This is a genomic window from Mesorhizobium ciceri biovar biserrulae WSM1271, from assembly GCF_000185905.1.
GTDB classification, from domain to species: domain Bacteria; phylum Pseudomonadota; class Alphaproteobacteria; order Rhizobiales; family Rhizobiaceae; genus Mesorhizobium; species Mesorhizobium ciceri.
Genome location: NC_014923.1, coordinates 871,603 through 893,707 on the forward strand (window position 1 = coordinate 871,603; position 22,105 = coordinate 893,707).

At 62.7% G+C, this 22,105-nt stretch carries 18 protein-coding genes and 1 pseudogene; 10 read left to right on the forward strand and 9 right to left on the reverse strand.

Annotation, left to right across the window (positions count from 1 at the left end; genetic code table 11):
• The first annotated feature begins 88 nt into the window (after positions 1-88).
• The 5 genes from lepA (at position 89) to MESCI_RS32545 (ending at position 5,477) form a co-directional block, all read left to right on the forward strand.
• Complete coding sequence (gene lepA / locus MESCI_RS04135; RefSeq protein WP_013528692.1) at positions 89-1,894, forward strand: translation elongation factor 4; 1,806 nt, start codon at positions 89-91, stop codon at positions 1,892-1,894.
• 1,007 nt (positions 1,895-2,901) lie between these two features.
• Positions 2,902-3,897 (forward strand): ParA family protein, encoded by a 996-nt coding sequence (locus MESCI_RS04140; RefSeq protein ID WP_013528694.1) that lies wholly within the window; start codon positions 2,902-2,904, stop codon positions 3,895-3,897.
• Between the two features lie 291 nt (positions 3,898-4,188).
• On the forward strand, positions 4,189-4,752 hold the full coding sequence (locus tag MESCI_RS04145) for an SIR2 family NAD-dependent protein deacylase (protein ID WP_164919849.1): 564 nt from the start codon (positions 4,189-4,191) through the stop codon (positions 4,750-4,752).
• A gap of 221 nt (positions 4,753-4,973) precedes the next feature.
• On the forward strand, positions 4,974-5,126 hold the full coding sequence (locus MESCI_RS32540) for a hypothetical protein (RefSeq protein WP_013528695.1): 153 nt from the start codon (positions 4,974-4,976) through the stop codon (positions 5,124-5,126).
• A gap of 66 nt (positions 5,127-5,192) precedes the next feature.
• Positions 5,193-5,477: a hypothetical protein gene (locus MESCI_RS32545; protein ID WP_013528696.1), complete on the forward strand. Its 285-nt coding sequence runs from the start codon at positions 5,193-5,195 to the stop codon at positions 5,475-5,477.
• Positions 5,478-5,989: 512 nt separating this feature from the next.
• On the opposite strand, the gene MESCI_RS04155 is transcribed toward MESCI_RS32545, so the two are convergent.
• From MESCI_RS04155 to MESCI_RS04195, 9 genes are all read right to left on the reverse strand, one after another.
• Positions 5,990-7,630 carry an ABC transporter substrate-binding protein gene (locus MESCI_RS04155; RefSeq protein WP_013528697.1) on the reverse strand — a complete coding sequence of 547 codons (1,641 nt, stop codon included), beginning with the start codon at positions 7,628-7,630 and terminating at the stop codon, positions 5,990-5,992.
• Between the two features lie 355 nt (positions 7,631-7,985).
• The gene (locus MESCI_RS04160; protein WP_013528698.1) at positions 7,986-8,933 is read right to left on the reverse strand and encodes an alpha/beta hydrolase; all 948 of its coding nucleotides are present in this window, start codon (positions 8,931-8,933) and stop codon (positions 7,986-7,988) included.
• Positions 8,930-9,610 (reverse strand): isochorismatase family protein, encoded by a 681-nt coding sequence (locus tag MESCI_RS04165; RefSeq protein WP_013528699.1) that lies wholly within the window; start codon positions 9,608-9,610, stop codon positions 8,930-8,932. Before MESCI_RS04165 ends, MESCI_RS04160 begins: the two co-directional genes overlap by 4 nt.
• A gap of 103 nt (positions 9,611-9,713) precedes the next feature.
• Complete coding sequence (locus MESCI_RS04170) at positions 9,714-11,018, reverse strand: M24 family metallopeptidase (RefSeq protein ID WP_013528700.1); 1,305 nt, start codon at positions 11,016-11,018, stop codon at positions 9,714-9,716.
• A 145-nt stretch (positions 11,019-11,163) separates the two neighbouring features.
• Positions 11,164-12,132: a GlxA family transcriptional regulator gene (locus MESCI_RS04175; protein WP_013528701.1), complete on the reverse strand. Its 969-nt coding sequence runs from the start codon at positions 12,130-12,132 to the stop codon at positions 11,164-11,166.
• A 327-nt stretch (positions 12,133-12,459) separates the two neighbouring features.
• Positions 12,460-13,641 carry a trans-sulfuration enzyme family protein gene (locus MESCI_RS04180; RefSeq protein ID WP_013528702.1) on the reverse strand — a complete coding sequence of 394 codons (1,182 nt, stop codon included), beginning with the start codon at positions 13,639-13,641 and terminating at the stop codon, positions 12,460-12,462.
• Entirely contained in the window at positions 13,638-15,077 is a 1,440-nt protein-coding gene (locus MESCI_RS04185; RefSeq protein ID WP_013528703.1) for a pyridoxal-phosphate dependent enzyme, read from the reverse strand. Before MESCI_RS04185 ends, MESCI_RS04180 begins: the two co-directional genes overlap by 4 nt.
• Positions 15,078-15,368: 291 nt before the next feature.
• The gene (locus MESCI_RS04190) at positions 15,369-16,703 is read right to left on the reverse strand and encodes an FAD/NAD(P)-binding protein (RefSeq protein WP_013528704.1); all 1,335 of its coding nucleotides are present in this window, start codon (positions 16,701-16,703) and stop codon (positions 15,369-15,371) included.
• A gap of 31 nt (positions 16,704-16,734) precedes the next feature.
• Positions 16,735-17,205: an RrF2 family transcriptional regulator gene (locus tag MESCI_RS04195; protein WP_013528705.1), complete on the reverse strand. Its 471-nt coding sequence runs from the start codon at positions 17,203-17,205 to the stop codon at positions 16,735-16,737.
• Between the two features lie 643 nt (positions 17,206-17,848).
• On the opposite strand from MESCI_RS04195, the gene tauA reads away from it, so the two are divergent.
• The 5 genes and pseudogenes from tauA (at position 17,849) to MESCI_RS04220 (ending at position 22,082) form a co-directional block, all read left to right on the forward strand.
• On the forward strand, positions 17,849-18,862 hold the full coding sequence (gene tauA / locus MESCI_RS04200) for a taurine ABC transporter substrate-binding protein (protein WP_013528706.1): 1,014 nt from the start codon (positions 17,849-17,851) through the stop codon (positions 18,860-18,862).
• Positions 18,863-19,021: 159 nt separating this feature from the next.
• Positions 19,022-19,813, forward strand: coding sequence for a taurine ABC transporter ATP-binding protein (locus MESCI_RS04205; protein WP_013528707.1), 792 nt, complete (start codon positions 19,022-19,024; stop codon positions 19,811-19,813).
• Positions 19,810-20,670, forward strand: a complete 861-nt coding sequence (locus MESCI_RS04210) for an ABC transporter permease subunit (protein WP_013528708.1) — start codon at positions 19,810-19,812, stop codon at positions 20,668-20,670. The genes MESCI_RS04205 and MESCI_RS04210 overlap by 4 nt, the downstream gene beginning before the upstream one ends.
• A 31-nt stretch (positions 20,671-20,701) precedes the next feature.
• Positions 20,702-20,887 (forward strand): hypothetical protein, encoded by a 186-nt coding sequence (locus tag MESCI_RS04215; RefSeq protein ID WP_013528709.1) that lies wholly within the window; start codon positions 20,702-20,704, stop codon positions 20,885-20,887.
• 242 nt (positions 20,888-21,129) lie between these two features.
• Positions 21,130-22,082, forward strand: a pseudogene (locus MESCI_RS04220) (sulfonate ABC transporter substrate-binding protein).
• The last annotated feature ends 23 nt before the right edge of the window (positions 22,083-22,105 follow it).

Below are 22,105 nucleotides of genomic sequence, written 5' to 3' on the forward strand. Positions count from 1 at the left end.
CGCGAAAAAAGCGACAGGTGCCCGTGCTGCCTGCTCCGGCAAAGGCGCACAGCTTGCTCGGGCAAGCCACCCCTGCTAAACGCGCGCCATGAGCACGCCCCTCGACCACATCCGCAATTTCTCCATCGTCGCCCATATCGACCATGGCAAATCCACGCTTGCCGACAGGCTGATCCAGCTGACCGGCGGGCTGGAGCTGCGCGACATGAAGGAGCAGGTGCTGGACTCGATGGACATCGAGCGCGAGCGCGGCATCACCATCAAGGCGCAGACGGTGCGGCTGAAGTACCGCGCCAACAATGGCGAGGACTATATCCTCAATTTGATCGATACGCCCGGCCATGTCGACTTCGCCTATGAAGTGTCGCGGTCGCTGGCCGCCTGCGAGGGCTCGCTGCTGGTCGTCGATGCCTCCCAGGGCGTCGAGGCGCAGACGCTGGCCAATGTCTACCAGGCGATCGACAACAACCACGAGATCGTCGTGGTGCTGAACAAGGTCGACCTGCCGGCCGCCGAGCCCGAGCGCATCCGCGAGCAGGTCGAGGAGGTGATCGGCATCGACGCCTCCAATGCCGTGCTGATCTCGGCCAAGACCGGGCTGGGCATTCCCGACGTGCTGGAAGCGATCGTCCACCAATTGCCGCCGCCGCGCGAAGGCGACGCCACGGCGCCCCTGAAGGCGATGCTGGTCGACTCCTGGTACGACGCCTATCTCGGCGTCATCGTGCTGGTGCGCGTCATCGACGGCGTGCTGAAGAAGGGCCAGACCATCCGCATGATGGGCACCGGCGCCAAATATCTGGTCGAGCGCACCGGCGTGTTCACGCCGGCGCGCATCAACGTCGAGGAGCTCGGCCCCGGCGAGTTCGGCTTCTTCACCGGCTCGATCAAGGAAGTGGCCGACACCCGCGTCGGCGACACCATCACCGAGGACAAGCGCGCCACGGCCAAGGCGCTGCCCGGCTTCAAGCCGGCGCAGCCGGTGGTGTTCTGCGGCCTGTTCCCGGTCGACGCCGCCGATTTCGAGGATCTGCGTGCTGCCGTCGGCAAGCTGCGCCTCAACGACGCCAGCTTCTCCTTTGAAATGGAAACCAGCGCCGCACTCGGCTTCGGCTATCGCTGCGGCTTCCTCGGCCTGTTGCATCTCGAAATCATCCAGGAGCGGCTGGAGCGCGAGTTTAACCTCGACCTGATCGCCACCGCGCCCAGCGTCGTCTACCGGCTGGCTCTCACCGACGGCTCGATGAAGGAGCTTCACAACCCGGCCGACATGCCCGACGTGGTCAAGATCTCGGCCATCGAGGAGCCATGGATCCGCGCCACCATCCTGACCCCCGACGACTATCTCGGCGGCATATTGAAGCTCTGCCAGGACCGGCGCGGCATCCAGGCCGACCTGTCCTATGTCGGCAAGCGCGCCATGCTGATCTACGATCTGCCGCTCAACGAAGTCGTCTTCGATTTCTACGACCGGTTGAAGTCGATCTCCAAGGGCTACGCCTCCTTCGACTATCACCTGACCGACTACCGCGAAGGCGACCTGGTGAAGATGTCGATCCTGGTCAATGAGGAGCCGGTCGATGCGCTGTCCATGCTGGTGCATCGCACGGCAGCGGAAAAGCGCGGCCGGCAGATGTGCGAGAAGCTGAAGGAGCTGATCCCGAACCATCTGTTCAAGATCCCGATCCAGGCCGCGATCGGCGGCAAGGTCATCGCCCGCGAAACCATCTCCGCGCTGCGCAAGGACGTCACCGCCAAATGCTACGGCGGCGACGTCTCGCGCAAACGCAAGCTGCTGGACAAGCAGAAAGAAGGCAAGAAGCGGATGCGGCAGTTCGGCAAGGTGGATATTCCGCAGGAGGCGTTTATCCAGGCCTTGAAGATGGGGGATTGAGAAGCCGGTTGGTGCGCGCAGCGCGCCAAGTCATCGATCCGGTGGATCGATGGCAGGCTTCGAAAGCGGGGGAGCTGCCGGAGGCAGCGGGCCCCCCGCCAGCGCGGCGCCGACGCTGCGCGGTGGAGGTTACTCTCCGGGCGGCGGCGCTGGGTGATCGCCGGGCGCAGACGGGGTTTCTCCCAGATCCGCAGCAATCTCTCGAAAAATGCCATCGATATTGGTGAAGATCAGCCGACCTAATTCCGCAACGTCTGATGCGTCGCCCAGACGAATAAAACGCATGGTTTGCAGGCATAGCACAGCGATGTCATCGGGCGAGTTGTTCGCTGTTTGATAGACAGCCTGGAACGCGGACAGGACCGCTCGGACCAGTCTCGGTTCCAGTCGCGGCGCTGCGGTATTCCAAACGTGTATCGCGACAGTTTGGCTTCCAACTCGAAGGCCAAAATTCGGTGTAAACGTAACTGAAAATGTTTCGCCAAGGCTTCGTACGGTGGTCGCTGGAAACTCCAAGATCGCGCCCGGGTTCAGGGCTCTCCAAGCGTCCAGCCGCCGCAGGCCAAGTTGGGCGGACTGTCTCTCTGGCCCTTGTGCAATTGCCAAAGTCGCGGCCAACAAACTCTCAAGCGACTCTCCAGCCATAAGGCGATGGCAGAGCCGACGGAGGCTGCTATGAAAATCATAGCCGCCTTCTCTCGGCATGGATCTTCGGCGTAGCTCGGTTCGCTGTGGCCGAACGTTCATGTGTATGAGTCTCAAGAAGGCGGATATTCCGAACGTCGGCATGGGAAGTTCATCCTTGCGACTTCACGACTCACAATTATTATGTCTAACATAAAATCTTGGTGGATTCTTCTGGTGATGTGCCAACGGGAAACCTTGCCAACTTAATTCGGGAGACGAACAGTCCAAACTGATTTTTAGATTCCGTCTCGTTCTCCTGAGTGCCGCATCTTAATACCCGCCCAAGAATAAACCAGTTACCCGCATCTAGGGACATAACGATGAAATCGATCGCTTTTTTCAACAACAAGGGCGGCGTGGGAAAAACTACGCTGATTTGTAACGTCGCGTCATATCTTTCTAACTATGAAGATATGAAGGTTTTACTTATAGACGCCGATCCGCAATGTAACGCAACACAACTCTTGCTCAGCGAGGATCGCGTTGAGACGATGTACGATAGCTTTGATACGTTCACGATTCACAGCGTCATACATCCGCTCTCGATCGGAAAAGGTTATGCGAAAGATATAGAAGTAATTACTGTCGATGACTATGGAATCGATCTTATCCCTGGTGACCCTCGGCTCGCACTAAAAGAGGATTTGCTGTCAAAGGATTGGCAGGACTCTATAGCGGGTGACATACGAGGCCTAAGGACATCCTTTATGTTTTCGGAACTGCTGGGCAAATGTTCGCACTACGATCTGGTTTTATTCGACATGGGGCCGTCCCTAGGTTCGATCAATCGGGCGGTGCTTCTAGCGTGCGACTTTTTTCTTTCTCCAATGTCGATTGATATATTCAGTTTGCGAGCAATTGAAAATATTTCCGTTTCTATCGCGGAGTGGCGCCGCAAATTACTCCACGGTGTCGAGCAGGTTGATCCTAGCCTTAAAGACGACCTTCCGGATCATGGTGCGTTTCGGATAAAATTCTTGGGGTATGTGGCACAACAATACATACAGAAGGCTAGACAGGGAGTTAAGCGACCTGTTGACGCGTATGAAAAGATTATGAGGAGAATACCAAAACATATCGAAACAAATTTCGTCAAAAAGCTGCAGCCAACATTCAGCAGCGTTAACTATCGTATTGGCACGATCCCAAATCTCCATAGCTTAATTCCTATGTCTCAGTCTGCTCATAAGCCGATATTTGGGCTGAAGGCTAAGGATGGGGTAAGGGGTGCTCATTTCAACAAGGTCAAAGACGCGGAGGCGATATTTGAGAGTGTCGCCTCAAGAATGGTAGAGAACTTGGGCGCTCTGTCATGATCTCTTGGCCAGATCAGGTCGTAGACGCGGTAGCCCGGAGACGGTGTGTGCTGATTCTCGGAGCTGGCGTTTCAGCAGGAGCAGCGACTGATGCGGGGATTCGTCCACCTACTTGGAGCGAATTCCTAGTCGAGGGTCTGGAGAAATTGAACCCAAGGCCCGTATTTATAAATCGTGCGATTAAAGAGAAAAGCTACTTGGAAGCTTGCCAGTACATTAAGAGCGCCCTTGGAGAGGAATGGACAGCACTTTTAAAGAAGAAATTTCTGGACCCCTCATTATAAGCCGTCCGTGCTACACAAGTCGATTTTTGAACTCGATGTCAGGACTACTATATCGTTAAATTTTGATAGTATATATGATAAGTACGCAACAGGCTTGACCGAGGGAACATTTATAGTAAAGAAATATGATGACAGCGACATTCGCCAAGTTGTTGCAGGGCCAGATCGTTATCTAATAAAAATGCATGGAAGCATGGATGCTCCGTCGCGTATGATTTTCACTGCCAAGGATTATGCGAACGCTAGAACCAAACATCGCGAATTTTATGAAGTTGTTCAGTCGTTATTACACACACATACGTGCCTTCTAATCGGATGTGGTTTGAGTGATCCTGATGTGCGATTGCTGTTCGAAGATTATAGGCATGCTTTGAACGAAAGCCCGCACTACCAAACGATGCCTAAGCCGGTCCCTCATGAGGTATCCACCTTCATTCGAGATACTCGAGGAATAAATATTTTGGCATACTCGTTGCGAGACAGCCACAAAGAGTTGAACGAGAGCATTGCCGCATTGGCTGTATTGGCCTCCGAAAGAAGGGATATGATTGTAGATCGAAGAAATTGGTAGGCGTTGGGACTGTGTCGATCGGATTTCTCGGCCTGAGTTGGCGGTATCCGTCCGCGTTCTAGCCTCCTCTCGACACCGCTTTCCGCTCCACTCCCCACCATGTCCGCCCCTGTCGAAATCCGCAACAGCACCTTCAGCAAGCTCGTTCATCGCGCGCAGGCTTACCTTTTGAGAACGCCACACCTTGGAGTATCCTCTCCTCGGCCTTGGGGAGACATCACATGCGCACGCTTTCAGACACCATCGCCTTTCTCGGCCTCGCCATCGGCGGCGCCTTCGGCCTGGCAGGTACCTTCGTGGGCAGCGCCCCACTTCGTGAAACCCTCTGGACGATCGACCGCACAGCGCTCATGGTCGCCGCCGCACTGTCGTGAAATACCAGCGGCAATGACTGCATAGCCGCGGGCTTCCTGACCTTCCTGGCCGGAGAGACCCTGCTGATGGCGGGCAATGCGGCGGGGCTGGAGGCCAGCGTGCCCTCCTATGTCGGCGGCATCTCGCTTTGGGCGGCGGCACTGGTCATGGTCAGCGCACCGAAAACCTTTGCGCTCTGGACGCGGCTCACCGCGCTGGTGGCCGCCGGGCTGTTTATCGTGTCGGTCTGCATGATCATCTGGGGTGCGCCCCTGCTGCCGACCTCGGCGCCGCTGCCTGCCGCCGGTTATCCGTTCCTGGTGCTGACCTTTGTCGGCTGGATCTGGACGCTGCTGGAGCCGGCCCGGTGAGGCTTTGTCCGCTTCCGTACCAAGCGTCCGGCCTGGTTGATCGGGCATCGGCGGGGCGGTAAAAAATCCGGGCGGCGGACCCAGGTTCGCCAGTGGCCGGCGCGGGCTCAGGCAACTGCCTCACCGGCATTCGCGCCGGCCATTTTCAACCCGCAGATGATCGCAGCGATCCACCGGCTAGCCCTGCACTTGAAGGGGCGCCGACGCTTCTTGCCTTCCCCCCCTTGTGGGGGAAGGTGGATCGGTGCGCAGCGCCGAGACGGATGAGGGGTGCGTGACGGAGTGAGGCGGTGAAGGTTCTGCTCTGGTTCAGGGCGTTTACTGTTGGCGTATCGCCAAGCTGGAACACCCCTCATCCGTCTTGCCGCTGCGCGGCAATCCACCTTCTCCCACAAGGGGAGAAGGTTAGAAATGCCGGCGCATCACCGTCGCCCGGCCCTTCGCAGGCTCAGAGCGTTCGAGGCTCGTAAAGCCAAGCAATTGGCTTTACGTCCGCTAGCGCGGACCGCCTCTCAACTCTCAATCCACACCTTCTCAAAGTGCTGCTCCAGCGCCTGGTGCTGTTCGCAGCCTTCGACGCCTTTGCGATAGGTCCGGTAGACCGAGCGCCAGTAGGGTTGGATGATGATGCCTGAGTCGCGCAAATTCTGCTCGATCTTGCCCATGATCTCCTTGCGCGCCTTGGCGTCGGGTGTCGCCAGTGCCTTGTCGAGCAGCGTGTCGAACTCGGGATTGGCATAGGCGCTTTCGTTCCAGGCGGCGCCGGATTTATACGCCAGCGCCAGCACCTGGACGCCGAGCGGGCGGCCGAGCCATTCGGTGCAGGAGAAGGGGTATTTGCTCCAGTCGTTCCAGAAGGTGGCGGCCGGCAGCACGGTGCGCTTGATCTTCAGGCCGGCCTCGCGCATCTGCGCGCCGATGGCGTCGCCGGTGCTCTTTTGCCATTCGACATCGACGGAGATGAGCTCGAACTCGTGGTCTGATTTGCCGGCCTCGGCCAACAGCTTCTTCGACTGCTCGACGTCACGCTTCGCCGGGCCGATATCGGCATATTCGGGGTGCATGGGGCCGACATGGTGATTTTCGGCGGGCTTGCCGCGGCCGCCGAGACCGAGCGCCAGCACGGCGGCATTGTCGACGGCGAGCTGGGCGGCGCGGCGCACCTTGACGTCGTCATAGGGCGCGTTGGCGACATTGAAGCGGGCGACGATGGTCGAGCCGGTGGCGATCTCGGAATTCATCAGCCCCATCGTCTCGGTCTGCGAGACGGCATCGGAGGCGGTCTCGTGGTCGGTGTCGATCTCGCCGGATTCGAACGCCGACAGCATGGCGTTGGGGTCGGAGCCGTAGTCGACCCATTTGATGCCGTCCAAGTAGAATTCGCCCTTCCACCAGGACTTGTCCTTGCGCTTCACCTCGGCACCCGTCTCGGCATCCCAGCTTACCAGCTCGCAGGGACCGGTGGTGATGGCGAGCGCCTTCAGGGGATCGCCGTCGCCCTCATAGGAGCGGTGCATGATCAGTGCCGGATAGTCGGCCATGCCGGCGATCAGCGAGATGTCGGGCTTCGGCAGGTTCAGCTTGATGGCGAAGTCGTCGACCTTTTCGATGCCGCCATCGACGACCTTCTTGGTGTCGGCATTGACCAGCGCGCCCATGCGCGCGGCGACCGAATTGCCGGGCACGGAAGCGTCGCACCAGCGGGTGAGGTTGTGGATGACATCGTCGGCGTTGAAGGCATCGCCGTTCGACCACGAGATGCCCTTGCGCACATGCAGGGTCAGCGTCCTGGCGTCGTCGCTCGCCTCCCAGCTTTCGAGCAGCCAGGGCTCGAAGGAGAAGTCGGTGTTCCAGCGCACCAGATATTCGTTGCAGTGGCGGGCGACATTCGACATCTCCACGCCGTCGAAGGTGCGCGGGTCCTTGAAACCCTTGACGTTCATGGCGACGCGCAGGACGCCGCCCTTCTTGGGTTCCGCCGCGCGAGCAGGGATGGCGCCAAGTCCGCCCAGCGCCAGCGCCCCGGCGGCGCTGACGCCGAGCCCGGCCATCAGCGCCAGATATTCGCGGCGGTTGATGCCGCCGGCCTTGAAATCGTCGGCCACGGGTTTGGCTTGCGGGTGGAGTTTGCGGTCGGTCAGCATGAATTTCATCGTCGTTCCCCTGTTGTTGGGCGCCCCGGCCGATCGACGGACGCGGGGGCGGACACGACCGCCGGGACGCCATTTGCCTGAGGCGATGATAGAGCCGGGTGACGCTGGGGAGTGTTCGGTTTTCCGCAGTGATTGTGCGGCGCTCCGCAGGGTTAATCTCCCCCCTTGAGGGGGAGATGTCCGGCAGGACAGAGGGGGGCGCCAAGGATCGCAAACCTTCGGTGCACTTCGTTACCAAGACACGTCAGTCTGAACTTTAATCAGAAAGGTAGGTCGGCGGGACAGCGCCCCCCTCTGCCCTGCCGGGCATCTCCCCCTCAAGGGGGGAGATTGGCGCTTTACCGTCGGCAACTGCTCAATACGGCCACTCACCCCTGCCCAGCGCTGCAACCCCAGCCACGATCCGCGCAAACGCTTCCGCCGCCGCCGGCACCGTCGTCCTTGCACGCAGGAAGCTGTGCACCAGCCTCGGCTCTTCGTGCCACCACGCCTTGCCGCCGGCGGCCACAATGCGGTCGCGGTAGGTCTCGCCATCCGACGACAGCGGGTCGCATTCGGCGGTGACGATCACCGTCGGCGGCAGGCCGGTGAAATCCTTGTCGCGCAGCGGCGCAAAAGTCGGATCGTCCAGCGATTGGCGCCTGGCCAAGCGGACGTCGCGGTAGAAGGCGACGTTGGCCACCGACAGCAGCGGCGCGTCGGCGTGTTCGATGTAGGAGCCGGCGCGCTCGTCGCCGCCGAGCTCGGGGTAGATCAGCACCTGGCCAATGGCAGCGCTGGCGTGCCGGCGCGTCGCCTGCGCCACCGCCGCGGCCAGATTGCCGCCGGCGCTTTCGCCGCACAGCACCAGCGGCAGGCCTGATCTCGCCGCTGCCCATTCGAAGGCGGCCACCGCATCGTCGAAGGCGGCGGGGTGCAGATGCTCCGGCGCCAGCCGGTAATCGACCGACAGCACGTCGAAACCTGTGCCGGCGCAGAGCTCGGCGCAGATGTCGTCATGCCTTTCCAACCCGCCGAGGATGAAGCCGCCGCCGTGGTAGTAGACCACCATCGCCTTGGCGGCGTTGCCCTCGAGCCGGTAGCGCCGGACCGGGATGTCGCGGCCGGCGGCGGCGATCAGCCCGTCGCTGGCCTTGACGCCAGGCGGGCGGCCCTGGTGGAAAGCCCGGCTCATCCTGTCATAGACGGCGCGCTGCTTGTCGATCGGCAGGCCGATGATTTCGGGCGGATACCAGGCGTTGACGGCGTCGATATAGGCCCATAGCGCCGGGTCGAGCCGTGTTTCGTAGGGGCCGCGCGTCATAGAGCGGCGTAGAGCGCGGTCGCGTTGTCGAAGCTGAAGCGCAGCGGCACCGAGCCTTCGACCTGCCAGGCGGTGACGCTTTCGCCGGCCAGCAGCCGGCAGGCGCCGTCGGTGTCGGTGACCGCGCCGCCATAGAGGCGGTTGGCGAGGTTGAGAATGCCGGTCTGATGCATGGCCGCACTGCCGCTGCCGCAGGCATCCTTGACCAGCAGCACGCGAAAGCCTTTGGCCACCGCATCCTTGACGGAGGCGTCGATGCAGGCCTCGGTCCAGACGCCTGCGACAACCAGCCATTCGATGCCTGAAGACTTGATGTCGCGCGCGGCCGGCCCGGTGCGGAAGGCACTGGCCTCGGCCTTGATCAGCAGCGCCTCGCCCTTGGCCGGCGCCACCTCATGGCAGATTTCGGTCAGCGGATCGCTCTTGTCGGAAAAGGCCGACTTGCCGTCCTCGCCGAGCGGATGAAACGGGCGGTCCTGGCTGTCGAGATCGACGATGTAGGCCCAGTGGTAGAGCGGCACATGGTTCTGCCGCGCCGCCGCCTGCAGGCGCAGGACGTTGGCGAGGATGCTGCTGAAGCCTTCAACCAGATAACGCGGGTCCTGCCGGTGCTCTTCCTGCAGGTCGATGAAGATCGCGGCCACGGTGCCGCGCTTGATGGAGATGGGCGTTTTCATGCGGCGCCTGTGTGATGCATGGGCGAGGCAGTCAAAGACCCTTCCGTATGCCGGCGGGACAGAGGGGGGCGCCAGGCAACGAGGCGCTCATTGGTTGCCCGTATCAAACCTGCGTCTCCAGAAACTCGTCCTCATAAGGAAAGCGCGACAGAAGCTCCGTGCCCGTCTCGGTGATCAGGATCTCGTCCTCCAGCTTGACGCCCTCGCGGCCGCCCTTTTCGCCGATATAGCTTTCGACGCTCACCACCATGCCTGGCACGATATGGCCGTCGCGGCCATAGGTCTCGTAATCCATGGCATGCGCGATGAACGGCGTTTCGCCATGCATGCCGACGCCGTGCATGACCGAGGTGTAGCGCTGGTCGACGAAACGGTCGGGGATCTTCCACGCCTGCTCGGCGATCTCGCGGAAGGCCATGCCGGGCTTGACGACCCCGATGTTGTGCTGAACCTGATCGTGCGCCATGCGGTAGAGCGACTTCTGGTAGGGCGTCGGCTTGCCCGGCCCGCAGCGGAAGGTGCGCGAGAAATCCGAATAATAGCCGTAGCAGCCGATGGTGTCGGTATCGAGCGCCAAGAGTTCGCCGGGGCGGATCTTGCGGCCGCTGGCCTCGTTGAACCACGGGTTGGTGCGCTGGCCTGATGTCAGCAGCCGCGTCTCGATGAACTCGCCGCCCTGGCGGATGACCTCGCCATACATGATGGCGAACAGGTCGTTTTCGGAAACGCCAGGCTTGATCGCCTCACGCACCGCATAGACGGCAGCCTCGGCGCCGGCCATCGACACCTGCAGGCATTTCACTTCCTCCGGCGTCTTCACCGCGCGCACCGCCAGGATTTCGCCCTGGCAATCCCTGACCTCACAGCCGCGCTTTTCCAGCGCCAGCGCCTGCAGATGGCTGCAGCGGTCGAGGCCGAGCTTCATCGAGCCGCCGCCATGCTTTTTCAAAAGCTCGGCGATCTCGTCGGCGAACGGACCTGCGGTCTCGTCATCGCGGCCCGAGACCGACGACCAGACCAGCTTGGAAGGCCGCGCCTCGTCGATCGTGTCGAGCACCATGGAGACATGATAGCTCTGCGGATATTCGAACAGCACGATCGGCCCGTCGGTCGGGATAAAGAAATAGCGGGTCGAGTTGCGCAGGAAATAGCCGAACATGTTGCGCGAGCCGGTGGCGTAGCGCTGGTTGTACGGATCGAACAGCACCACGCCGCCATAGCCGGCCTCGCGCATCCAGCCGCGCAGCTTGGCCAGCCGGCCCTTGCGCAGGGCATCGGCATCGATGAAGGACGGCTCGGTGTCCGACAGCCACATGCCGCCGGCCGGATCGGCCGCCGCGGGGTGGCGCATGCGGTCCTTGAAGTCCACGTCCTCGGTGCTGTCGGGGTCGAAAACGACGATGCTCATGGGCTCGGCCTTGGCTGGGTTGCGAGGTCGCAGCATGGCGCAGGCGAGGCGGATGGATTGTGCGGAAAACCGCATGTGTTGTGCGGGATGCCGCTGGCCTAACAAGAGATGCGCTAACCTCTCACAGCGTCAGCGAGCGCCAAGCCTAATGCCGCCGCGCCAGTTTCGGCGGATGGCCATGCTCCTCGCGAAACGCCCGGGCAAAACTCGACATCGACGCAAACCCACACGCCAGCGCTACGTCGCGCACGGCGAGCGTCGAATGCGCCAAAAGATCGGCGGCGCGTTTGAGCCTCAGGCGCCGGTAATAGCCATTGGGCGAGATGGCGAGTTCGGAGCGGAAGGAGCGCTCGAGCTTGTCTGAGGACACGCCGAGCTTCGCGGTCAGCTCGGCCATGCCGAGCCGTTCCTCGACCGCGTCCTCCATGATGGCGATGGCCGACAGCACCAGCTCGTTCTGGACCCCAGTGCGCAGGCGCAGCGGCATCATCTTGCGGTCGATGCTGGAGCGCAGCTGGCTGTGCACGAACCATTCGGCGACGCCGGCGGCAAGCTCGGCTCCGTAATCGCGGGTGATGATCTCCAGCATCATGTCGAGGCTGCCGACACCGCCGGCCGAGGTGAAGCGCTTGCGGTCGATGACATAGAGGTCGCGCCTGAGCTCGATGTTGGGGAAGGCTTCGGTGAAGGCGGCCTGGCTGGTCCAGTGCAAGGTGCAGGCATGGCCGTCGAGCAGGCCGGCGCGCGCCAGGAAGAACGCGGCATCCGCCACCGCCCCGATATGGGCGCCATTGCGCAGGCTCTTGCGGATCCAGTGTGCAGCGTCCTCGGCGACGAGGTGATCGGCATCGCCGCCCGAGCAGACGACGATGCGGTCGACCTTCGGGGCATCCTCGGCGTAAAAGCCCGGCTGGATGACGACGCCGTTCGACGCCTCGACCGCACCCTTCGTGCCGCCGACGATGATCCAGCGATAGCATTCTCTTTTCGCCAGGACATTGGCGGCGCGCAGCGGCTCGATGACCGAGCTGAACGCCATCATCGGAAAACCTGGGAACACCAGCACGGCGAAAGTGAGGGGTTCAGTGGGCTTGGGTGGTTCGCGCGTGGCCATGGGGCGCTACATTTCGGGCAGATGGGGTTCGGGGTCAATTGGCCGGTCCATCATCATGAGACGTCGGCGCCGCGCTTTGCCCTTCCTCTCCCCCGTCGATCGGGGGAGAGGTGTCGAGCGAAGCTCGACGGAGTGGGGGTCGACCCTCGCCGCGCGCCTGAGGTCTCTTGCTCGTCAGATTGTGCCTGTCTTGCGGCGACTGCGCGTCTGCGAACGCCTTCCCCCACTCCGTCTCGGCTTCGCCGAGCCACCTCTCTCCCCTCCGGAGGGAAAGGAGCCAAGGCAGGGCGATGAGGGGCAACGCTGAAGTTGCAAGTGATTGAGCTTCTAGCCCGCCAGCGCCTGCTCCAGATCCGCAATCAGATCATCGCCATCCTCGATCCCCGCCGACAACCTTACCAGCGAATCCGATATGCCGATCTCGGCCCGTTTCTCCGCCGGTATGGAGCCATGCGTCATCAGCGCCGGGTGCTCGATCAGGCTCTCCACACCGCCGAGGCTTTCGGCGAGCGTGAACAATTGCGTGCGTTCGAGGAACTTTTTGGTGCCGGCTAGGTCGCGGTCGAGCACGGCTGTGATCATGCCGCCGAAGGCATGCATCTGCTGGACGGCGACGGCGTGCTGCGGGTGGCTGGCGAGGCCGGGATAGATGACGCGGCGGACGTCGCGGCGCGCTTCCAGCCATTGCGCGATCTTGAGCCCGTTGGCGGAATGGCGCTCCATGCGCAGCGCCAGCGTTTTCAGCCCGCGCAGCGCCAGAAAACTGTCGAACGGGCCCGAAATGGCGCCGATGGCGTTCTGCAGGAATTTCAGCTGGGCGGCCAGATCCTTGTTGTCGCCGACCACGGCGACGCCGCCGACCATATCGGAATGGCCGTTGAGATATTTCGTCGTCGAATGCACGACGATGTCGATGCCGAGCTCCAGCGGCCGCTGGATATAGGGGCTGCAGAAGGTGTTGTCGGCGACCGTGAGAATCCCCTTGCGCCTGGCAAGTGCGGCGACGCCTTCGAGGTCCACGATGCGCAGCAGCGGGTTGGTGGGGGTTTCGACCCACAGCATTTTCGTCTCGGGCCGGATCGCGGCCTCCACGGCGGCGAGGTCGGTGAAGTCGACGAACGAGACCCGCAGATCGGCCGAGCGCTTGCGCACCCGCTCCATCAGCCGGAAGGAACCGCCATAGATGTCGTCGGTGGCGACGATATGCGCACCGGAATCGAGCAGCTCCAGCACGGTGGCGATCGCCGCCAGCCCTGACGCGAAGGCGAAGGCGGCCGAGCCGCTTTCGAGGTCGGCCACGGCGCGCTCGAAGGCAAAGCGCGTCGGGTTCTGGCTGCGGGCATATTCAAAGCCCTTGTGCACGCCGGGCGATTGCTGGCCATAGGTCGAGGTGGCGTAGATCGGCACCATCACCGCGCCGGTCAGCGGGTCGTGGCTCTGGCCGCCATGGATGGTGCGCGTCGAGAAAGCCAGACGGTTTTTCCCGGCTGGCGGAGTATTGCTGGTCATCGTGCGCGCCTCAGATGGTTGATCAGATCGATGCGGGTAATCAGGCCGACGAATTCGTCGCCGTCGAAGATGATGGCGACCTCGTTGCGGTCGAACACCGGCAGCAGCGCGTCCAGCGTCTGGCTGGCCTGCAGCGTGTGCAGGTTGGAGGTCATGGCCGTGCGCACCGGGCCGTTGAAGCGCTCCCAGCGGCCGTCATAAGGGCCGTCGACCTTGGCCAGTATGTCGCTTTCGTCAACGATGCCGACGAGCTTGCCATTGTCGAGCACCGGCAGCTGCGAGACATCGGAGCGGCGCATGCGGCCATAGGCATTGAGCAGGCTTTCGTCCGGGCCGACATAGACGGTGTCGCCGGTGCGGTGCGAGCGCATCACCAGGTCACGCAGATCGCCATGCTGCTCGTGCTCGGCCAGCCCCTGCTCGGCCAGCCAGAAATCGTCGAACACCTTCGACAGGTACTTGTTGCCGCTGTCGCAGACTAAGGTGACGACGCGTTTGGGCACCGTCTGCTCGCGGCAATAGCGCAGCGCCGCCGACAGCAGCGTGCCCGACGATGAGCCGGCAAGGATACCTTCCTTGGACAAGAGGTCGCGCACCGCCAGCATGCTCTGCTTGTCGGGGATCGAATAGGCCTTCTTGACCAGCGACAGATCGGCATTGGGCGGCACGAAATCCTCGCCGATGCCTTCCACGGTCCAGCTGCCGGCCTCTTCCATCTTGCCGGTCTTGATCAGCGGCGCCAGCACCGAGCCGACCGGATCGGCCAGCACCATTTCGGTCTTCGGCGACACTTTTGCGAAGTAGCGGCCAAGCCCGGTCAGCGTGCCGCCCGAGCCGACGCCGACCACCACGGCATCCACGTTACCGTCGAGCTGCGAAAAGATCTCCGGGCCGGTGGTGGATTCATGCGCCAGCGGATTGGCCGGGTTGGCGAACTGGTTGGCATAGAAGGCGCCGGGCGTTTCCGCCGCGATCTTCTCGGCCATGTCCTGGTAATATTCGGCATGGCCCTTGCCGACATCGGAGCGCGTCATGCGCACTTCGGCGCCGAGCGCGCGCAGGTGCTGGATCTTTTCGCGCGACATCTTGTCGGGCACCACCAGCACGATGCGATAGCCCTTGGGGATGCCGACCTGGGCAAGGCCAAGCCCGGTGTTGCCGGCCGTCGCCTCGACGATGGTGCCGCCGCGCTTGAGCTTGCCCTGCTTTTCAGCCGCGGCGATCATCGACAGCGCGATGCGGTCCTTGATCGAGCCGCCGGGGTTCTGGCTTTCGAGCTTGATGAACAACCGGCATTTGCCGGTGTCGAATTTGGTCAGCTCGACCACCGGCGTCTGGCCGATCAGGTCGAGCACCGACTTGTAGGGCGGACGCAGGCGGGACAATTCGGCTTCCGAGGGGGCACTGTCCAGTGCGGCGATCTCATGCTCGCTCATATCGATGCTCCATGACCAAGCGACCGCCTCTGGGCAGGGCGGCAGCGTAGCCTCTTTTCCAGCCCTTTGCAGTCGGAAAGAAGATAGATCGTGCCAATCAACCGGCCAGATGCGGAATGAAATTCCGGTTTGTGCCTCAAGGGCTTGGAGGGTGTGTTGAGATTCAGGTCAGACCGAGCCGAAAATGGCAGATTCCGAGAACCGGAGCAGAGCGTACTTTTGGGTACGTGAGCACCGGAAGCCACAGGAAGCCGCATTTGCAGGCCGGCATCACCTGAATATCGACACAGCCTAGCCGAGCAGCTGCTTGCTCAGCCTTGCACACTGCACGCGGATATCGGGGATGGCGTCGATCTCGAAGAAGGTGCCGCGCGTCAGCGGGCCGACGGCGAGGATCTTGGCCGAAACGGTTCCGTCGCCGGCGATGATCTCGCATTTGGTCGATACGTCGAGGCCGATGCGCAGCGGATCCGGCCTTGCCAGGCCGCGGTCGACCAGCGAGCGCACGACGCTGTTCGACGAGGTCGAGATGTCCCTCACGATGCCAGAGCAATCGTAGATGCGGGCGACCTCGAAGGTCTCGAGACGCTGCGTGTGACGCGACTGGACCTGGACGGTGAATTCGCCGTTGCGCGCAATGTCGACGACGCGGCCGGCGACCAGGCGGATGCGGCCGGATTGCACGGCCTCGGTGACACGGGCGTAGACCTCGGGCGCCATGCGATGGCGGTGGATGTCCCACCAGGCCTTGGTGTGCTCGACGAAGCGGCGTTTGGCGGAAGCCGGCCAGTTCTGCCAGATCTTCTGGTTGAACGGCCGCAGCCCGTCGACGACGTCACGCCAGTCGATGCCGGCCTTCTGGTTTTCCTTGATCAGGTCGCGGAACCAGCCGACGAAATAGGAGAGCTGCGTGCCGAGCGGAATGTCGGCGACGTCGAGCTTGATCGGATTGCCCTTGCGATGCGGCGAGGGCAGCAGGCCGCGCCTGGACACAGCTATGATGTCGCCGCGATGGCCGCGTTGCTCCAGCGCCAGGAAAGCATCGACCATGCTGAGGCCGGTGCCCAGCACCATGACGCCGGCGCCGGGCGGAAGTGCTGTGTCGGCTTCCGATCCCATCCTGATGGCATGGCCTTGCGCCGGCTCCTCGTCGTGGCCGGTGGCCAGCACGGCGAGATGCGCAACCACGCTGGTGCCGTTGGCCAGCGCCACTTCGACGCCGGAGGCGGTGGGCGTGATCGAGAGGCTTTCCTCGCGGATCAGCCGAAGCCGACCGCTCTGCTTTTCCCGCGCTTCCAGATCGACCAGCAACTCGCCGAGATAGCGGGCATAGATGCTGCGTGGCGCATAGAAGGGCGCCTCCTCAGCCGTTGCCAGGCCGCGTTCCTGAAGCCAGCGCCAGAAATTGCCGGGATCGTCGGCATAGGCGCTCATGCCGGCGGCGCTGACATTCAGTACATGCGCCGACAGCAGCGTCGAATAGGCGATGCCCTGGCCGAAATGCGGGCGCCTTTCGATCAGCGTGACGCGCAGGTCGGGATTGGGCGACTTCAGGAGATGCGCGGCCAGCACGACGCCGCTGGCGCCGCCACCGACAATGATGATGGAGTTGGCGCGCCCGGTCATAGGCATGCCTTCGCTCTGCGCAGCGCCAGTGTCAGGCCTGGACCTTCACCGCGACCGGCAGATCGCCGATGCCGACCGACAGGTCGTCGAGAGAGATATCGCGCATTTCGGCGAGGCTGCGCTGATCGAGCACCTCGGCGATCGCCTGCCGGACCTCGAGCATCAGATGTCGGACTTGGCATGTCGCCTCGTTGCAATCTTCACAGCGCTGGTACTGGGTGCGGCTGGCGCAAGGGATCGGCGCCAGCGGACCGTCGAGGACGCGCACGACATGGCCGACCTTGATCTCGTCGGCGGGGCGCGCCAGGCGATAGCCGCCATCCTTGCCCTTGCGGCTCTGGACGAAGCCGGCATTGCGCAACTCGCCCAGGATGGCGTCGAGAAATTTCTTCGGGATGTTGTTGCCGGTGGCGACGTCGTTGACGAAGGCGAGCTGCCCGGCCGGCAATCGCGCGAGGTGGACAAGCGCCTTGAGGCCGTACTTACCTTTTTTGGTGAGCATGAGATCAAATTTTCTCTGGCATGCGACGGCATGGAACCATCGGTTGCAAAACGCCTGGCGTGCGTTGCCGCCGCGTCCAAGCCCGCATGACACATAAATTCTAGTGACATGATGTACAAGCCGAGAACTGCTGATTTTGCTTCGTTTTCAAGCCGCGCGGGCCATTTTGACTAGCCTTTGTGCCCACAGGGACACAAAAGCGCACGAGTTTGGGGGCGCGATCATCGCGATATGGTGACTGCTCATCGTCGCCTCCAGTCTCAATGTCGATAAGATTACTATACTTACCCTCGAACACGCGGAATGGGTTGTCAAATCGGCGGTTGTTTGAGGCATGAATTTGCCTGGAAGAGGCCGGAAGCGGGAATTCTAGTTCGCGGTGGGCGTAGGCGGAGCCATCACCGCAGTTCAGGAGGTTAAAGGTCGGTGGGACAGAGGGGGGCGCTGGCCCGCCGGCGTCGAAAGGCCTGCCCTGTGGCGACACTCTGCCCCACCGCAACCACCCTATCCGCCTCACCACCTCACCATCGACAGCTTTTTTCTAACAAGCCCGCCTTGGTTGGAAGGATTTAACTCTACAAGAACCATAGAATTAGATGACTATTATGAAGCATTCCGGTTTTTCTCTTTTCAGGAGCCCTTCATGTCCACCATTTCGCGACGCATTCTTCTGCTCTCGTCGGCGGCACTTGCCGGTGCGGCCTTCCTCGGCCCAGCCCTGGCCAACGACCTCAAGATCACCATCGGCTACCAGACGGTGGTCGAACCCTCGAAAGTGCCGCAGGCCGACGGCGCCTATGAGAAGGCGACGAAGGCCACCATTGATTGGCGCAAATTCGATTCCGGCGCCGATGTCATCGCCGCGGTCGCTTCCGGTTCGGTCGATATCGGCTATGTCGGCTCGAGCCCGCTGGCGGCGGCGGCGAGCCGCGAGTTGCCGATCCAGACCATCTTCATCGTCGGCCTGATCGGCGAATCCGAGGCGCTGGTGGCACGCAACGGCGCCGGCATCGACAAGATCGCCGATCTCGCCGGCAAGAAGGTCGCCGTGCCGTTCGTCTCGACGACGCATTACAGCCTGCTCGCGGTACTGAAGCATGAGGGCGTCGATCCGAAATCGGTCGAGATCCTCAACCTCCGGCCTCCGGAAATCGCCGCCGCCTTTTCGCGCGGCGACATCGACGCCGCTTATGTCTGGGATCCGGCGCTCGGCCAGATCAAGACGACGGGCAAGGTGGTGGTGGATTCCTCGCAGGTCGCCGCCTGGGGCGCGCCGACCTTCGATGCCTGGATCGTGCGCACCGACTTCGCCGAAAAGAACCCGGAAGCGGTGCGCGACTTCGTCAAGGTGACGGGCGCGGCATATGCCGAGTTCCTCGCCAAGCCCGAAGCCTGGTCGGTATCGTCGCCGCAGGCGGCCGCGATCGCCAAACTCACCGGCGCCAAGCTGGAAGAAGTGCCGCAACTGCTCAAGGGCTATGTCTTCCCGACGCTCGAAGAGCAGGCCTCCGACAAATTCCTCGGCGGCGGCACGGTCAAGGCGGTCGAAGCGACATCCGCCTTCCTCAAGGAGCAAGGCAAGATCGACGCCGTACTTCCCGACTATTCGAAATACGTATCGTCGAAATACGTCACCGAGGCGCTCGCCTCGAACTAGTACTCGCTTAACGCAATTCCGGACGGAAAACCGCTTCACACTTTTCCTGGAATTGCTCTGAACGCGCGCGGATCTTTTTCCCTGACGCCGCGTGCTGACTGCCCCGGAACCGCTGACGAGGGCCGGGGCAGTCGGATTTCAACGAACCGCGAGGCATCCATGCCGCATCTCGTGCTCGACCCCCATCTCGTACTGGACAAGGTCTCGATCCACTATGACGGCCAGGCAGCGCCTGCGGTCGAGCGGGTGTCGATCGATGTCGCCAAGGGCGATTTCGTCGTGCTGGTCGGCCGTTCCGGCTGCGGCAAGACCTCGCTGCTCAACGTCGCCGCCGGCCTTGTCGCGCCGGCGCGCGGTACGGCTTCAATCAACGGCAAGCCGATCACAGCACCTGGCTCGGACCGGGCGGTGGTGTTCCAGAACGATGCTTTGTTCCCATGGCTGACGGCGCGCGAAAACGTTGCCTTCGCGCTCAGGCTGCGCGGTGTCGCTCCGGCCGAGCGGGCGCGGCGCGCCGATGAGCTGCTGGCGCTGGTGAAGCTCGCCGACGCCGGCGACAAGTGCATCTGGGAGCTTTCCGGCGGTATGCGCCAGCGTGTCGGCCTGGCTCGGGCGCTCGCCGCCGAACCCGAATTCCTGCTGCTCGACGAACCGCTCGGCGCGCTCGATGCGCTGACGCGCGAGCGCATGCAGACGACGCTGCTCGATCTGTGGACGGCAAGCGATGTCGGCGTGCTGATGGTGACGCATGGCATCGAGGAGGCGCTGGTGCTGGCCACCCGCATCGTCGTGCTGGCGCCTGGCCCGGGCCGCGTGGTGCAAACTTTCGAACCCGGCTTCTCCAGGCGCTACGCATCGGGCGAGGCCATCCGCACCATCAAGGCCGACCCGGCCTTCGCCGCGGCGCGCGGCGAACTAACCGACGCGATCTTCGAAGGAGAGGCGGCATGACCGTTACCTCCTACACCGAGCGGCCGGGACACAAGGTCGACGAGGCCGACGGCCTGTCGGTGCCGTGGTCGCGGTCCAGCCCGAAACGCAAAGGCGTTTCCGCGCGCGCGGTCAGCGTGATGACCATCCTGGTGGTGCTGGCGCTGTGGGCGCTGTCGGCCCGCCTGCAACTGGTGTCGCCAGTGTTCCTGCCCTCGCCGGTTGCGGTGTGGAACAAGTTCATCACCGTCGCCCGCGACGGCTTCGTCGATGCGACGCTGCTGCAGCATGCGATCGCCAGCCTGGGCCGGGTTTTCGCCGCGCTGGTCGCCGCCATCCTCGTCGGCGTGCCGGTTGGGCTCGCCATCGGCATCAGCACGATCGGGCGCGGCATCTTCGATCCGCTGCTTGAGTTCCTGCGGCCGATCCCGCCGCTCGCCTACCTGCCGCTGGTCGTCATCTGGTTCGGCATCGGCGAACCGTCGAAGATCCTGGTGATCACTATTTCCATGCTGGCGCCGGTGGCATTGTCGACCGCGTCCGGCGTTCGCGGCGTTTCGCAGGAACGCATCAATGCGGCGCGCTCACTGGGTGCTACTCAGCGCCAAGTGGTCCGCCATGTCATCCTGCCGAGCGCACTGCCGGCGATCCTGACCGGCCTGCGCATCGCGCTCGGCGCCGGCTGGTCGACGCTGGTCGCCGCCGAACTGGTGGCGGCGACGCGCGGGCTTGGTTTCATGATCCAGTCAGCCGCCCAGTTCCTCGTCACCGACGTGGTGGTGATGGGCATATTGGTGATCGCGGCCATTGCCTTCGTGCTGGAATTCACCCTCCGCAGGATCGAGCGCGTGCTCGTCCCGTGGGCGGGACGCGAATGATTGGGAACCAGAAGAGCAGGAGAGAATGCCGATGACCCATTCCACCGCCGTGCTGTTCGCCCAAGCCGGCAATTGGCTTCTCGCCTGGACCAGGGAAAGCCAGCCGCTTGAACAGCAACCGAAATCGCCAACGCCGGTCCGCTGGGACGCCGAGCGCGACCGCCTGCCGCCACGCGACGAGAGTTTTTACTGGGCCTGGCAGTACTGGTCGCAGTGAGGGGATTGGCGATTGGCACTAGCCCCCGCGTCTTCGTCATCCCAGGGCGGAGCAAGGAGCGAAGCGACGCAGCGCAGACCCCAGGATGGCGAATTCCAGGTAGCCAAAGAAGATAATTCCCATTCTCCCCTCTAACTCGCAAAATCATTCCTCTACTAAATTTATAGAATTACCTAGCCTCATCCATCTTCCAACCGGCGAGGCCATTTCCGGCGCCGATCCGCAGCGAAGGAGAGGGATCAATGTTCAATCTAACGAGACGTGTTTTCGGCATCGGCCTGCTGGCGGCGACGGTTGCCGTGTCGTCCGGCGCCACGGCGCAGGAGCTGAAGCAGTTCAGCATCGGCTATCAGAAGACCGGCCTGCCGGTGATCGCCAGGCAGCAGCAGGTGATCGAGAAGGCACTTGAAGACAAGGGCGTGACGGTCAAGTGGGTCGAGTTCACCGCCGGTCCGCCGCTGGTCGAGGCGCTCAATGTCGGCGCCATCGATGTCGGCTGGACCGGCGACGCGCCGCCGATCTTCGGCCAGTCGGCCGGTGCCAACATCGTCTATGCCGCAGCGCTGCCGTCGAATGGCGAGGGCGAGGCGATCTTCGTCAAGCCGGCGTCGCCGATCCAGTCGGTCGCCGATCTCAAGGGCAAGCGCGTCGGTGTCGGCAAGGGCACCAGCGCGCACAATCTGCTCGTCGCCGCGCTGGAGAAGGCCGGCATCCCGTTCGACCAGATCACGCCGGTCTATCTCAGCCCGGCGGATGCGGCCGCAGCCTTTGCCAGCGACCAGATCGATGCCTGGACCGTCTGGGATCCGTTCTTCGCCATCGCCGAAACTCGCTACCAGCCGCGTGTGCTGGCCCGCTCCAGCGAGGTGCTGAAGGTCAACACCTATTTCCTCGCCAACAAGGACTTCGCCAAGGCGCATCCCGAAACCGTCACACAACGATATCAGCCTTGGGCGAGGCGGCGAAATGGGCCGACCAGAACCGCGACAAGGTGGCCGCGGCGCTGCATGAGGTGACCGGCGTGCCGCTCGACGCGCAGATCATCGCCGCCAACCGCACCAAATTCGGCGTCTTCCCGATCACCGACGAGATCATCGCCGGCCAGCAGGCGACCGCAGACCGCTTCTTCAAGCTCGGGCTGATCCCGAACGCGGTCCGCATCTCCGACGCGGTGTGGACGGCACCCGGCAACTGACTTGTCCCCTGACGGCGCCGGAT

Excerpts from the sequence above, each read along its gene's own strand:
- MESCI_RS04170 (WP_013528700.1), bottom strand. The coding sequence starts at position 11,018 with ATGAGCATCGTCGTTTTCGACCCCGACAGCACCGAGGACGTGGACTTC.
- MESCI_RS32540 (WP_013528695.1), top strand. The coding sequence starts at position 4,974 with ATGCGCACGCTTTCAGACACCATCGCCTTTCTCGGCCTCGCCATCGGC.
- MESCI_RS04185 (WP_013528703.1), bottom strand. The coding sequence starts at position 15,077 with ATGAGCGAGCATGAGATCGCCGCACTGGACAGTGCCCCCTCGGAAGCC.
- MESCI_RS04190 (WP_013528704.1), bottom strand. The coding sequence starts at position 16,703 with ATGACCGGGCGCGCCAACTCCATCATCATTGTCGGTGGCGGCGCCAGC.
- MESCI_RS04175 (WP_013528701.1), bottom strand. The coding sequence starts at position 12,132 with ATGGCCACGCGCGAACCACCCAAGCCCACTGAACCCCTCACTTTCGCC.
- MESCI_RS32545 (WP_013528696.1), top strand. The coding sequence starts at position 5,193 with ATGGCGGGCAATGCGGCGGGGCTGGAGGCCAGCGTGCCCTCCTATGTC.
- MESCI_RS04180 (WP_013528702.1), bottom strand. The coding sequence starts at position 13,641 with ATGACCAGCAATACTCCGCCAGCCGGGAAAAACCGTCTGGCTTTCTCG.
- MESCI_RS04160 (WP_013528698.1), bottom strand. The coding sequence starts at position 8,933 with ATGACGCGCGGCCCCTACGAAACACGGCTCGACCCGGCGCTATGGGCC.
- MESCI_RS04205 (WP_013528707.1), top strand. The coding sequence starts at position 19,022 with ATGCCGCATCTCGTGCTCGACCCCCATCTCGTACTGGACAAGGTCTCG.
- lepA (WP_013528692.1), top strand. The coding sequence starts at position 89 with ATGAGCACGCCCCTCGACCACATCCGCAATTTCTCCATCGTCGCCCAT.
- MESCI_RS04215 (WP_013528709.1), top strand. The coding sequence starts at position 20,702 with ATGACCCATTCCACCGCCGTGCTGTTCGCCCAAGCCGGCAATTGGCTT.
- tauA (WP_013528706.1), top strand. The coding sequence starts at position 17,849 with ATGTCCACCATTTCGCGACGCATTCTTCTGCTCTCGTCGGCGGCACTT.
- MESCI_RS04140 (WP_013528694.1), top strand. The coding sequence starts at position 2,902 with ATGAAATCGATCGCTTTTTTCAACAACAAGGGCGGCGTGGGAAAAACT.
- MESCI_RS04155 (WP_013528697.1), bottom strand. The coding sequence starts at position 7,630 with ATGAAATTCATGCTGACCGACCGCAAACTCCACCCGCAAGCCAAACCC.
- MESCI_RS04210 (WP_013528708.1), top strand. The coding sequence starts at position 19,810 with ATGACCGTTACCTCCTACACCGAGCGGCCGGGACACAAGGTCGACGAG.
- MESCI_RS04195 (WP_013528705.1), bottom strand. The coding sequence starts at position 17,205 with ATGCTCACCAAAAAAGGTAAGTACGGCCTCAAGGCGCTTGTCCACCTC.
- MESCI_RS04165 (WP_013528699.1), bottom strand. The coding sequence starts at position 9,610 with ATGAAAACGCCCATCTCCATCAAGCGCGGCACCGTGGCCGCGATCTTC.